The following is a 14,114-nucleotide window of genomic DNA, read 5'->3' on the forward strand; positions in this document are numbered from 1 at the left end:
CACACATCTCGCAGCTTGCTAAATGCGCTTTCACCCGGAGGCTGCAGCTATCCATACGAATATAAAAGCACAAAAAAGAAGGAATTCATCGCTCATAACAACTGCGGGCGATGGCGCATCGGCCTTCCGGAAAAGTTTTAAAATAAAATACTGCATTGAATGAGAAATTTTATCAGATTACTACTTGCCTTTTTGACCCTCAGTTCTTTTACTAACAAGGAAATTGTTAAACCCGGAGAAGTTTTTCTGCAAGACGTCAAAGATCCGGAAGTCTTACTCAATGGACAATGGCAGATCTGTTTACAGCCTGAAGGCGCATTCTGGAAAACGCATGAAAACCTCTCCTGGAGCGAGGTGCAAGTCCCCGGCGAACTGATGATGCAGGGGTTCCCCATAAAAAATGACGAGCCCGTTCTGTATAAAAAACAGGTCCGCATTCCCGCTGATTACCGCGAAAAGAAGGTCTATCTGCAATTTGACGGCGTATATAGTTATGCCCGCCTGTGGGTGAACGGGCAATATATCAGGGATCATCATGGCGGCTTCACCAGATGGGATGCAGACATCACAAAGGCCGTTCAGCCGGGAGAAACCGCCGTCATCTTGCTGGAAGTGACAGACCGCTACGACGATATTTCTTATGCAAGCGGCTATGCCAAACATCCTATCGGCGGCATCTTAAGAAACGTTACATTGCTGGCTCTGCCCGACAACCCATTAGCAGAAGTGGTGATCAACACAGATTTTGACGCGGATTATCAACATGCGGATTTATCCGTATCCGGTAATTTGTTAAAGCCTTCGAAGACATTGCGGGTTCAGCTCGAACTTAAAGATGAGCAGGGCCATGTCGTTCCTTTGCAGCAGGGATCGGCCATTTTAAAAAACACGTCCGCATTTTCAGTGACCAATAAAATTTTAAATCCTGAGAAATGGGATGCCGAGCACCCCCATTTATATCAGTTAAAGATCTCTTTAATAGAAGGTAATAAGCTGGTGTGGTATCAAATCAAAAAAATCGGGTTCCGCGAAATAAAGATTGAAAAAAATAAGCTGCTTGTCAACGGAACCCCGGTGAAGCTTCGCGGTGCCTGCCGGCATGATATGCATCCGCTGCTGGGACGTGTGTCCACTCCTGAATATGAGCTGAAAGACGTTCAGCTGGCAAAAGAGGCCAATATGAATTTCATCAGGACGACGCACTACCCGCCTTCAGAAAACTTTTTAAAACTATGTGATGAGTATGGCATTTACGTTGAAGAGGAATCGGCGGTTTGCTTTGTCAACAAACACAGGATGGAAGGTTATGGCAAATACAAAGATTTGCAGGATAACGCTGCTTATAAAGACCGGTTCTTGTCTCAGCTTAAGGAAATGGTCGGCACTCACCGAAACCACCCTTCCGTTATTATCTGGTCTTTGGGCAATGAAAGTGAATATGGAAGGAATATTGGCCACTGTTATCAATGGATCAAAGCAGAAGATCCTACGCGCCCCGTCATGTTTAGCTGGCCCGGCCCTGTTCCAGACAACGTTTCCAAACCCTATGATCTATTGAGTATGCATTACCCTTCTTATAAGGGAACACTGAGCCAGCGGGGCTTTGAAATAAAGGGATTTGAACATCCAGACTGGCCGGTGTTGTTAGACGAATGGGCGCATGTAGCCTGCTATGCCAGTCCCACCATTGTGAAAGATCCCAATATCCGCGAATACTGGGGCGTGGGGCTCGACAGCATGTGGGCCAACACCTATCGCTCAGGCGGAGGACTGGGCGGTGCTATCTGGGGAATGATAGATGAATCTTTCATGTTGCCTGACACCCTCAAAGGCTTTAACGAATGGTGGGGATATCAGAAGGATAATACTGTGCTGCCTTATAAAGGGCACACTGTGGGTTATGGAGACTGGGGTTTCGTTGACGTGTGGCGAAGAAAAAAGCCGGAATTCTGGAGCGTTAAAAAAGCTTATTCGCCGGTGAAGCTGCAGCTATCAGGTGCTGAAGACAATGGTGATGGAACAATTATGTTGCCTGTGGTGAACAGATACCACCACACCAATTTGACGGAAATAAAAATGGTATGTTCTGTTGGCGACGGGCAAAGGGTTCTTCCCTTATCGGATGTAAAACCGGGAACGACGGGAAAAATCAAAGTTCCAAAAGGATGGAACACGCTGTCTTTTTATGACAAGAACAAAAACCTGATCGATATCTATCAGGCCCGCGCTTCCAACCCGCCGGCCCGAACAAAGACAACTCAAAGCGCTGCCGCACCTGTTATAAAGGAACAGCCGGGCCTTTTGCTCATCACAACTTCCGGCAGGAAATACACTTTCGACAAAACGAAAGGCCAGTTTCTCAGTGTGCAGAGCGGGCGTCAAACAACGAGCATGACCGGGCCGTTCCCGGTTATATATACCCGTGGCAAAAGCGTGGGTTATTTGATTTACAAGATGAACTTTTATGGGAGCGACTACCAGGCAAAGGAGGTGTCGTATAAAACCGAAGGCGGAAAAGCAGTGATTATAGTGAAAGGGAAAACTGGCGATATCGATATCCATTATGAAATAGCTATTGAAAACAACGGGCAAATCGCTGTAGCGTATCAATACGCCAATATACCTAAAGAGTATATTAACGAAGTGGGTGTACAATTCAGGCTTCAGGATGAATATGACGCCATTCAATGGGAGCGGGAAGGCTACTGGAGCACGTACCCCGAAAATCATATTTCAGCTAACAGTGGTACCGCAAAGCTTTATCCATCTTCATTAAAAAAACACAGGGCCGCGCCGGAAAAGGACTGGGGTTTTGATACCCAATCATTTTATTATGAGGGAACAGCTGATGAAACCGGCGATCAATTGACCCAGGTGGCCAAAGCATCGAAGGAGCATGTTTTTCAATATGCTTTACTAGCTGATGACCAAAAGCGGATTGAAGTGTCAGGCGATGGAAAGATATCCTGCAGGCTGGACAAGGAACAAGATACCATCCACCTGAATATTATTGGCATACTGGATTACCCGGATCTGGAATGGGGTAATTTTCAGAAGAATATCTTCCCGGCCAAGCAGACAGGCGGCACTGCTCGCTTAATCGTTTATTAAGTGCCATCATGCTTTTGAATCATATGGAATGAATAGATCAGATGCCTGATGCACACTTGACACTTCAGCCTTAAAATGTAGGCGCACTGCCTGACATTACTTATTTTTATTGATTGAAAATGAAACTTTGCTATGTTTAAAAAAATTACTCCGGTATTATGTGGTCTTGCCATTGCTTGCGCTGCGCAAGCTCAGATAAAAGGACCATTAACGCCTAAGAACACGTATCCGATACTGCCTGCCGATTCGAGAGAACAGATCATAATCAAAGCCGCCCATGTCGTTCCCACGCCCAACCAGTACGAAGCGTTGAAGAATGAATACATTGCTTTCGTACATTTTGGACCTAATACTTTCACTGCAAAAGAATGGGGAAGCGGCATGGAAGACCCCGCTGTTTTTGACCTCAAAACCCTGGACACCGACCAATGGTGCCGCGTCATGAAAGACGCGGGAATGAAGATGGTGATCATCACTGCCAAACATCACGATGGATTTGTTTTATGGCAAAGCCGCTACACCAAACATGGCATCATGAGCACCGGCTTCAAAGACGGAAAAGGTGATATAGTGAAAGAGCTTGCCGCTTCTTGTAAAAAATATGGCCTGAAGCTGGGCATCTATCTGTCGCCTGCCGACCTTTTTCAAATAGAAAGTCCGGACGGGCTTTATGGCAACCTCAGTAAATATTCTGAAAGAACGATTCCACGTAAGGTGCCGGGCAGACCATTCGCCAACAAGACGACCTTTCAATTCAAAGTGGATGATTACAATGAGTATTTTTTAAATCAACTGTTTGAATTGCTTACCGAGTATGGAGAGATCAGTGAAGTTTGGTTCGATGGTGCTCATCCCAAAACTAAGGGCGGACAGAAGTACAACTACCTGGCCTGGAAAAAGCTCATCAGGACGCTTGCGCCGAAGGCGGTTATTTTTGGAAAGAATGATATCCGCTGGGGCGGAAACGAAGCAGGAGCCACAAGGGATACAGAGTGGAACACCATTGCGTATCCTTTCAATCCTGACACCGCGAACTACTTTCCCGACATGACGAAGAAGTCGCTTGGCGGCAGGGAAGATCTATTGAAGGCAAAGTTCATTCACTATCAACCGGCAGAAACCAATACTTCTGTAAGAGCCGGATGGTTTTATCGGAATGATACAGAACAAAGCGTACGCAGCGCCGACGATATCTTTGATATCTACGAAAGAAGCGTGGGCGGCAATTCTATTTTTCTTTTGAATATTCCTCCCAACAGGGAAGGACGGTTTTCTGACAGAGACGTGAACGCACTGTTAGAAGCCGGAAAGCGGATCAAAGAAACCTATGGTAAGAATCTTTTCAGAAACGCAAAAGGCGAGCAAAAAGTGTTAGATGATAACGCCAAAAGCTATACGTTGCTGGGAAAAGATGGCGGCACGCTGGTTATATCCACGCCGTCCCCGGTTACGATCAATCGCATCATGCTGCAGGAAGCCATCAGCACGCATTCGGAAAGAGTGGAACAGCATGCTGTTGATGCGTGGATCGACGGGGCGTGGAAAGAAATAGCAGCGGCCACCAATATCGGGTCTAAAAGAATACTGCGTTTTCCGGAAGTGACTTCCAACCAGTTCCGGATTCGTTTTACGCAGGTGCGTTTCAACCCGGCTATTGCCACAGTGGCTGCCTTCTATTATCAAACCAGGCCGCCGCAATTGCAGGTAAGTTCTGATGTCAACGGATTGGTGTCTATCGGCATCAAGCCTGACGGCTTCAGCTGGCATTACTGGAAGTCCGGCGATAAAAGTATTGCAGCTCATCTGAACTCAGGCATCACTATTCATTATACAACGGACGGCAGCGAGCCCACTGAAAACGCGCCGGTTTATACGCAGCCTTTCGAGATGAAGAAGGGCGAGGTAAAAGCGGTTGCTTTCACCAGGTCCGGCAAAGGCAGTGTGACTTCGGCAACTATCGGTATTCCCAAAGCGGGCTGGAAGCTCGTTGGCGTTAGCAGCGAGTCAGACAAAAACAAAGCAGGACTTGCGTTTGATGCTGACGATGCCACATTCTGGGCAAGTGACACGACAGGCAGCAACCAGTTTATTACCCTGGATTTGGGCAGCAATTATACATTGACCGGGTTGGCGTACACACCTCAAACATCCAATGGCAAAGGCATGATGGAAAAAGGGGCCGTGTATGTCAGCAACGACGGACAAACCTGGCAACCAGTTGCTGATTTCGAATTTGGCAACCTGATCAATGATCCTACCAAACGGTCTCATCGTTTCAGCGCGCCTGTTGCTGCGCGGTATGTAAAAATTGAATCAAAGGTCATTGCAGGCGGCGGCAACTCGATGTCAGTAGCCGAGCTGGATTTCTTCGAGCAATAAATGCAGGGGAACCGTGAGCGCCTTTCGTTTACTATTGCGCATTGATACGATCTATCTGGTTATAATTTAATATCTCAATAATAAAAAAGCAGGAGCGCTCACTCCTGCTTTTTTTATGAATTCTATCTGAATTAATAATTGACTTTATAATCCTTAATGACAGGCTCACCGTTCCATGCTTTTTTGCTGGTCCAGTCTGCCGCTGGCGCCGACCAGAAAGCGTCCGTTTCAGGAAGGCCTAAGGGCAGGAAAGAAAGGGTCGCCATATACAAACTTCCTGTAGAGGTATAATAATCTGCTATGGCTGGTTGGTGACCGTTGAACCCCAGCACCAGCCATCCTTTCGGATCAAAATTCTGGTTGCCCTCATACATATTGTGATATACCTGGGTCAACGCGCTCCGCACCTGCGAGGGCAGGATGTGTTCAGGCAGCTTTTTCATCAATGCTGTTTGCGCCAGGGCCTGGAACACTGCGGTGCGATAGGTGATCGACCGGCCAAAGACAGGATAGGTGCCCTCCGGCGATATGCTCCTCTCCAGGAACTCTGAATAGCGCGCCATGCGTTGAACGGCGCTTTCATAAGCGCGGGCCACATTATAATTCTTTTGCTTGTGCGCGGTAGTAACCTTGCTACTTACCGAAGCTAACAGATCGACCAGCATGGGATGAATGACAAACGAATTATAGTAATCCATACTGAAGGCATCGCCGTCGCTAAACCAGCCATCGCCTACGTACCATTCATTCAATTTATTGATGGCAAAGTCAATACGTGCTGGATCAAACTCCTCACCAACCGAGCGAAGAAAGGCTTCTGACATGGCTGCAAATAGTAACCAGTTGTTATAAGCCCCGCTTCGGTTCCGCAAAGATTTAAATTCAGTAATCAACCGTTGTTTTGTCTTGTCGTCCAATGGCTCCCACAAGGCCTTTGGTGCGCGCAGAAAGGCATGTGCCAGGAACGCCGCATCAACAATAGGCTGCGCTTCTTCGCGAAAGCTGATGTAATCGGCGCTTTGAGGATCTGCAGCATATGCCAATCCTTTCACGATTGCCTGTTTATATTTTTTTCGCAAGGCGCCTTCCTTTGTGTTGTCGTCCGGCAGGGCCAGCCAGGGCGCCAACCCTGCAAGGGTGCGTCCAACCGCTTCGAGGTAGGTTACTTTTGTTGCCTTAAGCGCATAGTGCGGCGCCAGTTCCAGCGGCATGTTCTTTTTCAAATGGCCTTTGGCCAGGTTGCCGACAACCGGCCATGCTATCTTATCCAATGTTTCTACCCAAAAGGCTCTGTCCAGAGACCCTGATACAGCGGGCTTTTGGGCCGATACCGCACCGGTCATTACAAGAAATAGCGGAAGAAAAACTGTGTGTAGTAAAAACTTTTTCATTGTTATTAGTATAGTTCTGGTGATCATAATCGTGATGTCAAAAAAGCGGTTGGCCTTGTAACAGGCGTTGGTACCTTAACAGCGCTTCGATAAAATAATAGTCTGCATAGACCAGCGGTACGTCGATCTCATTGTTGTGTGGAATAGACCCTACGCTGTGCATGAGGATGAAGCCCCCGTTCTCCCCGGCCTTTGCCCGGTATGCGGGACTTCCGAGGCTGTGTAACATTTGCACGGCCGCTCTTTTATAAGAGGCCGCTTCTTCCCCGGAAGAATAGGTGCTCAGTTCGAGCAAAGCGGAAGCGGTGATCGCTGCCGACGAGGCATCCCGGTAAAGCACGGGTACATGCAATGCGTTAGAGTTTTTAGCGGGAGTATACCCTTCTTTCCACGCGTTGAAATCCCACACCGGGATCTGGTCTGACGGAAGATTTTTATGATGGATGAAATGTTTAGCCAGCCCCTTCGCCGTTTTCAGGAAACGGGGGTCGCGCGTTTCGCGGTAGGTCATCGTAAAACCATAGATCGCCCAGGCTTGTCCACGTGCCCAGGTAGAGTTGTCGGCATAGCCTTGCGCCGTTTCACGCGCCAACACTTTTCCCGAGATGGTATCGTAGCACACCACATGATACGAGCTGAAGTCGGGCCTGAAATGATTTTTCATCGTCGTCAGGGCGTGGGCCACTGCGATGTTTTTAAAGGACGGATCTCCCGAAACTTTGGAAGCAAAGAACAACATCTCGAGGTTCATCATATTATCAATGATAACCGGGAAGGAATAAGTTTTATCGCCATGAAACGACTTGAAACTGTTCCATGATTTAATGCAGCCCACCCGGGAGTTGAACCGCGTGCTCAATGCCTTTGCTGAATTAATGAGGATCTGCTTGTAGGCGGGGTTTTGCGTCAGGCGATAAGCGTTGCCGTAGCTGCAATACATCATAAAGCCCAGGTCGTGATGACCGGTAAATGTCTGCAGCGGCGCCAGCTTTTCAGTCCATTGTGTCGCAGCATCTTTCAGCTTTTGATCTTTGTTAAATTCATACCCATACCATAAACTCCCCGGAAAGAAGCCCGGCGTCCAGTCGTACATCGAGGTAGAAGTCATCTCCCCTGCCTTGTTAATAGTGCGCGGAAATTTCAGGTCGGGAATATCTTCTTTATGCAATACATGGTCTAATTGCTTCACGGCAAAGGAAAGATTGTCGTTGACAAATGCCTGCTCGGTCTGGCCTTGAGCCACAGTAAAAAAGCAGGTCGTTCCCAATAAGGCAACCGTTAATTTTTTCAGATTCATTAGCTTTTATTTAATTCAGAATAGATAGCGTCGACGTTCTCAATCTTTTCGGATGGTGTAGCGATAAGTGCCTTTTTTCACCGGCTTTTTCACGACCAGCACCACGCGATACAATGCCGCTCCCCAAACATGGGACAACCGCGGGTCGTCCTGTGGCACTGTTTCAACGATAGCATCGAAGATGTTGGGATCATAAAGTAAAGAAATTTTTGTATGATCTTTTTCTAAATGTAGCGTGCCGCTACCTGCCTTTTCTGGCTCAGCCCAGGTGAGAAAATGAACTCTCGATGCATCTTTCAATGCGGTTAACTCAAAAGCGTCTGTGATGTGCAGTTCCTTTCCCGATAATTGATACGAGCGTTGCCAGCTTTTTACGGCCGCGGCCTTGTTGTAAGCACCGGCGATATTCAGGCGGAATATTTTTTTCTTTTCGTCGGACATGACATCGGACGCTTTATAAGCGGCACCGTAAGACTGCTGCTGACCATTGATCTGCGGAAGGTTGTGATAATCGCTTTGCATGGTCCAGATGCTGTATCGTTCGTTACTGAAGGTCTGGCGGGTATAAGTGCCCACGCCCGCATCGACGAAAAATGGTATGGTGTCTACATACAAAGAGAAAGTGCCCACGTCATTATGGTTGTGGCTTTCATTGTTAAAACCTCCTTTCGCAGCAAAAAAGAAATGATCGTTCCGCATATAGCAAAATTCTGTCTGCGGATACCAGGTGTAAGCTTCAGCCGGAAGCGAGGGCGTTGTCATTCGCAACTCTTTGTCAAAGCTGATTTCCTGCAAAGAGCGGAAGAAGTCGCGGCTCAACGCCAGCGGCGCAGGCCCTTCTTCCTGTTGAGTGAGATAGGCCGCGAAACGCTGCATCTTTCCGCTTTTCACGGCCTTCCCGTAACGATAGATGAGGCCCGCATCTCCACCCCCTTTAGCCGAAGCGTCGGCGAAGTTCACTACCCAGCCGTTTCCCACGTAGCTATTGGCGATATACTCGCCCATGTGCCTGATGATGGGTTGATCAAAAATGGAAATCTTGCCGCCGGTGATATCGCTCAGGAGCTGCAGATAGTCGTACATTTTCCCGGCGGCATGGCCCCAGTAGGACGGTCCTTCTTCGCAGGCGCCGTCTTCTTTGTTGTAATTGATGAATTGATCTACCGAGCGCATTGATTTGTAAACTGCCTTTGCCAGCTGGTCCTGATCTTCTTCAAGTAATGCAAAGGTCTGTAACGCGTTGCTATTGCACCAGGGGTTCCAGTTGTTGACGATCTGCGATGGTCTTAGCTCGAACCCCATCCACCAAAAATCATTGCGCTGCATATAAGGCTCCAGGATGCGACGTTCCAGTTCCTGCCTGATGCGTGGCGCGATCATGGGATTTATCTTATCAAATTCGGCATGCAGGAAGTAATAGATCCAGGAGAACATGGAGCCCACATCGCCCGCCACAAGATCAATGATCTGCTGGTTGGCATCAGGGAATCCTTTGTTATTCTTTTGCAGGCTCAGGTGCGCCGACAAGGACCAGGTCGTCATCTCACAGGCTCCGTATAGGCCATTGATCAGTTGATCCATGAAGCGGCCCTTCCCTTCCGCCATTTCTGCAAAGAAGAGACTGGCAATAGCGGTCAGGTTTTGATTGTAAGGCGTCTCCATGATCACCCGCGATCCGCTTCGCGCATATTCCAGGTAGTCAGTAGCAGTGATCAGCTGCCATTTATAATTTAAATAGGATTCCCCGTTCTTAACATACCGCGCCTGGTCCGCGCTTAGGAAATCTGACCAGCCCTTCCGGTCTGTGTAATCAGGATACGGTATCCACGTTGCTTTAGAAACCAAGACGCTTTTGACAAAGGCCTCATTGCCCTCTTGCTGCAGCAGGTTTCTTGGAACGGCCGCGAAGCCGCAAGCGCAGGATAAAACGAAAAGGAGAAAAGCCGTAACATAGCGCGAGCACCTTTTTGTCATAAGCAAGAATTTGTGGTTAAGGTATACAATTAAGTCCTAAAAAAGGGGAGTTGGTCCTTCTCAAACGTTTGACTAATTTTAGGAACGCTTAAAAACAACGCCCATGTCCATCAAAAAAGAAGATATCAGCCAGGAAGTTTTTGACCTCTATGATGATTATGCCCATAATCGCATTCCCCGCCGGGATTTCGTGCAGCGCCTTTCGCTGTATGCCGTGGGCGGTTTGACCGTTTCCTCGCTGATGAGTTTTTTAATGCCTGATTATAAAGGTGGCGTCCAGGTGCCCGCTGATGATCCGCGCGTTCAATCGACTTATATTGAGTATCCGTCACCCAAAGGAGGCAAGGTGATAAAGGCGCTTCGCTGCGAGCCGGCAGATAACAAATTGAAGCTGGGCGGCATCGTTGTGGTGCACGAGAACCGGGGCTTAAATCCGCATATCGAAGATGTGGCGCGGCGGGCGGCGCTTGCTGGTTTTGTGTCACTCGCACCGGACGCATTATCGCCCTTGGGCGGCTATCCCGGTACCGACGATGCGGGCCGCGAATTGCAGGCAAAGCGGGATCGTAATGAAATGCTGGAAGATTTTATCGCCGCGTATGACCATTTAAAGGAGGACAAAAGCTGCAACGGGAAAGTAGGTGTGGTCGGTTTTTGTTTTGGCGGATGGATCGCCAATATGATGGCTGTGCGTATTCCCACGCTGCAGGCAGCCGTGCCTTTTTATGGCGGACAACCAGCTAAAGAAGATGTTGTTAAAATAAAAGCGCCTTTGCTGATCCATTATGCCGAGCTGGATACGCGCGTCAACGAAGGATGGCCGGCTTATGAGGCGGCGTTGAAGGAGCATCATAAAAAATACACCATGTACCTGTATCCCCAAGCCAATCATGGTTTTCATAATGATACCACGCCGCGCTATGACAAAGCCGCTGCGGAACTGGCGTGGAAAAGGGCCATTGATTTTTTTAAAGAGCATTTGGGTTAGCCCATGGTCGATCGACCATGGACCATGGACTAAAATTCCGCGCTCTTGGGCGTCCGCGGAAATGCGATGACATCGCGGATATTGCTCATGCCGGTTACAAACTGGATCATTCTCTCAAAACCTAAACCGAAGCCTGCGTGCGGTACCGTTCCAAAGCGGCGTGTGTCCACATACCACCACATTTCTTCCTCAGGAATGTTCATGGCTTTCATTTTTTCCAGCAACACATCGAGGCGCTCTTCTCTTTGCGAACCACCGACAATTTCGCCGATGCCCGGCGCCAGGATATCCATAGCAGCTACGGTTTTCCCGTCGTCGTTCAGACGCATGTAAAAGGACTTGATACCTGCGGGATAGTCAGTCAGGATCACCGGCTTTTTGAAATGCTTTTCTACCAGGTATCGTTCATGCTCGCTCTGCAGGTCCATTCCCCAGCCCGTGATCGGGTATTGAAATTTCTTTTTCTTGTTATGATTGCTGTTGGCCAGTATGTCGATCGCTTCGGTATACGTCAGCCTTTGGAACTCGTTATTCACGACAAATTCCAGCTTTTCAATCAGTCCCATTTCACTGCGTTTATCCTGCGGCAATTGTTTTTCTTCGTCTGCTAAACGGCTGGCCAGGAAGTCGAGGTCTTCCCGGTTGTGTTCCAGCACATACCGGATAATATATTTTATAAACTCTTCCGCCAGGTTCGCATTGTCCTCCAGGTCATAAAAAGCCATCTCTGGTTCGATCATCCAGAACTCGGCCAGGTGGCGTGCGGTGTTGCTGTTTTCCGCCCGGAAAGTGGGTCCGAAAGTATAGATCTCTCCGAAGGCCGTCGCGCCCAATTCGCCTTCCAATTGACCACTAACGGTCAGATTGGTCGATCTTCCGAAAAAATCTTCTTTAAAGTTAATGGAGCCATCTTCATTTTTAGGGGTATTCTCAAAAGGCAAGGTTGTTACCCGGAACATTTCCCCCGCACCTTCCGCGTCGCTGGCAGTGATGATGGGCGTGTGGAGGTACACAAATCCTTTTTCATTAAAGAACTGATGAACAGCGAACGCGAGTGCATGGCGCACCCGAAATACAGAACCGAATGTATTGGTACGAAAACGCAAATGCGCCTTTTCTCTTAAAAATTCGAGCGAATGCTTTTTAGGTTGAAGCGGATAGGCTTCCGGATCGCTATCTCCCAGGATCTCGATAGCATGGGCTTTTATTTCCATTTTCTGCCCTTTTCCGAGGGAGGGAACGACAGTGCCGGTCACCTTCAGAGACGCAGAAGTGGTGATCCTTTTCAAAAGCGCTTCATCAAACTTGCCCAGTTCTGCAACGATCTGCAGGTTGGTATTGGTGCTGCCATCGTTGAGGGCGATGAACTGGTTGTTACGAAACGTGCGTACCCAACCCATTACCGTTACTTCCTGCTCCTGCGCGTCCTGCGCCAGCAATTCTTTGATCTTGATCCGCTTGTTAAACATGCTCTATTATTTTGGGCGGCAAAGATAACTTTTTATTAGTGGATGCCGAATCGTTTGGCGGACGGAAAGTTCTGAGCGAAAACCCGGATCGAAGGGAGGCATCAATCCTGATTCTGGTAATAAAAAAAATATTGCTTAATCATCCGTCAGGTCCGGGATTTCGTCCAAACTGTAAAAAATTTTCAGCCCCAGCGTTTTGGCAATTCTCACATCTTCGTCGGCACCCTTGGATGCTCCCTCGAGACGAAGCACAGCGTCACATTTTTCCAGAAGTCTGTGGGCAACAGGATATTGAATTTCGTCCCATATATCGTCGCCTATTTTTTGGAAGCCCGCCAACTGCATCAGAGGCAACGCAACCCATTCCCCAATCATAGGAATATGACCTTTACGAAACAGCGGTAGTGCAACTGATTCAAGCTTGTCCAGATTTTTCTTTATCAGCGCCGGATCGTCGTTAGTCCCGCCCCGATATGGTCCAGCAATAAGAATCATCATAAGTTTTTAATTGTTGGGTTATAAAATATCTTTTAGTCTTATGTATTGAAGAAGCATGATTGTTTTACCATCCTTTATCTCTCCGTTTTCAATCATAGTCATTGCCTGATCAATATCAAGCTCTAACACCTCAATGTTTTCTTCTTCATGCTCTGCGCCGCCTCCATCGCCGACTTTCATTTCTTTGGAATACTCTGCAATGAAAAAATATAAGATCTCTGTCACCGAGCCGGGTGACATATAGGCTTCAAAAATTTTCCGGACATCGGTAATCATATAGCCCGTTTCTTCCTCGGTTTCTCGTCTGATACAATCTTCCGGGTTATCTTTATCCAGCAACCCGGCACAGGTCTCAATCAACATTCCCGATTCATTACCATTAACAAAAGTTGGAAGGCGAAACTGCCGGGTAAGAATTACTGTTTTTTGTTGTTTGTTGTAAAGCAGTATCGTCGCGCCGTTACCTCTGTCGTAAGCTTCTCTGCTCTGTGTAAGCCGGGTGCCGTCTTTTTTTGAATACTCGTATGTAATTTTTCGGAGGACGTACCAGTTATCCGAAAGAATTTCGGTGTCTAAAATTGTAATGTTGTTGATCATAATATACGGTATTTTGATTGACAGTTTCTTTAGTCGCAGTCAGTCGGGATCTGGTGTTTTAGAAATTTAAAAATCGTACTTTTCAATCAAATGAAAGCTTTTATTATGGTTGGGATTTGCATTTCACCAACAAATTTCTTCCAGAAAATATTCATCTTTATACGCGATGAAATCAATTAAAGCAATGCTTCTGCCACCATCTACATCTTCTAAATGTGGAAAAGGTTTCTCAACCGGTTCATCCAAGTTGTTTCGCTCTGATGCTGGCCCCACTGCATATTACCAGTTCATTCTGACGATCTGCCTGCCCGGCTGTCGCCGACCTGCAACCCTCGCGTTAAATCTTTCTAAAAACTTATCCACATCGAAATGATTTTTTTAAATTTAATCAAAACACACTATTTTCGCAT

9 protein-coding genes are annotated in these 14,114 nt (G+C 47.6%); 3 read left to right on the forward strand and 6 right to left on the reverse strand.

The genetic code is table 11. The features are described from left to right. The first annotated feature begins 159 nt into the window (after window positions 1-159). Together ACU37H_RS10990 and ACU37H_RS10995 are read left to right on the forward strand one after the other, a co-directional pair. Window positions 160-3,111, forward strand: coding sequence for a glycoside hydrolase family 2 TIM barrel-domain containing protein (locus ACU37H_RS10990; RefSeq protein ID WP_472701463.1), 2,952 nt, complete (start codon window positions 160-162; stop codon window positions 3,109-3,111). A 132-nt stretch (window positions 3,112-3,243) separates the two neighbouring features. Beyond that, entirely contained in the window at window positions 3,244-5,490 is a 2,247-nt protein-coding gene (locus ACU37H_RS10995) for an alpha-L-fucosidase (protein WP_472701462.1), read from the forward strand. 131 nt (window positions 5,491-5,621) lie between these two features. Here the strand turns inward: ACU37H_RS10995 and ACU37H_RS11000 are convergent, their stop codons facing one another. From ACU37H_RS11000 to ACU37H_RS11010, 3 genes are read right to left on the reverse strand one after another with little or no spacing between them, the layout of a single operon-like run. After that, window positions 5,622-6,881: a DUF2264 domain-containing protein gene (locus ACU37H_RS11000; protein ID WP_472701461.1), complete on the reverse strand. Its 1,260-nt coding sequence runs from the start codon at window positions 6,879-6,881 to the stop codon at window positions 5,622-5,624. Window positions 6,882-6,918: 37 nt separating this feature from the next. Continuing rightward, on the reverse strand, window positions 6,919-8,178 hold the full coding sequence (locus tag ACU37H_RS11005) for a glycoside hydrolase family 88 protein (RefSeq protein WP_472701460.1): 1,260 nt from the start codon (window positions 8,176-8,178) through the stop codon (window positions 6,919-6,921). Between the two features lie 39 nt (window positions 8,179-8,217). Beyond that, on the reverse strand, window positions 8,218-10,152 hold the full coding sequence (locus ACU37H_RS11010) for a heparinase II/III domain-containing protein (RefSeq protein ID WP_472701459.1): 1,935 nt from the start codon (window positions 10,150-10,152) through the stop codon (window positions 8,218-8,220). 103 nt (window positions 10,153-10,255) lie between these two features. Here ACU37H_RS11010 and ACU37H_RS11015 point away from each other — a divergent pair, with 103 nt between their 5' ends. Next, on the forward strand, window positions 10,256-11,140 hold the full coding sequence (locus tag ACU37H_RS11015; RefSeq protein WP_472701458.1) for a dienelactone hydrolase family protein: 885 nt from the start codon (window positions 10,256-10,258) through the stop codon (window positions 11,138-11,140). Between the two features lie 29 nt (window positions 11,141-11,169). On the opposite strand, the gene asnS is transcribed toward ACU37H_RS11015, so the two are convergent. The 3 genes from asnS to nudK all read right to left on the reverse strand — a co-directional run bounded on the left by asnS (window position 11,170) and on the right by nudK (window position 13,704). After that, complete coding sequence (asnS, locus tag ACU37H_RS11020; protein ID WP_472701457.1) at window positions 11,170-12,609, reverse strand: asparagine--tRNA ligase; 1,440 nt, start codon at window positions 12,607-12,609, stop codon at window positions 11,170-11,172. A 135-nt stretch (window positions 12,610-12,744) separates the two neighbouring features. After that, window positions 12,745-13,107: a hypothetical protein gene (locus ACU37H_RS11025; RefSeq protein ID WP_472701456.1), complete on the reverse strand. Its 363-nt coding sequence runs from the start codon at window positions 13,105-13,107 to the stop codon at window positions 12,745-12,747. Window positions 13,108-13,125: 18 nt separating this feature from the next. Continuing rightward, window positions 13,126-13,704 (reverse strand): GDP-mannose pyrophosphatase NudK, encoded by a 579-nt coding sequence (nudK, locus tag ACU37H_RS11030; protein ID WP_472701455.1) that lies wholly within the window; start codon window positions 13,702-13,704, stop codon window positions 13,126-13,128. Window positions 13,705-14,114 lie beyond the last annotated feature (410 nt).

The sequence above is a fragment of the Niabella sp. ZPM-14 genome (assembly GCF_055693045.2).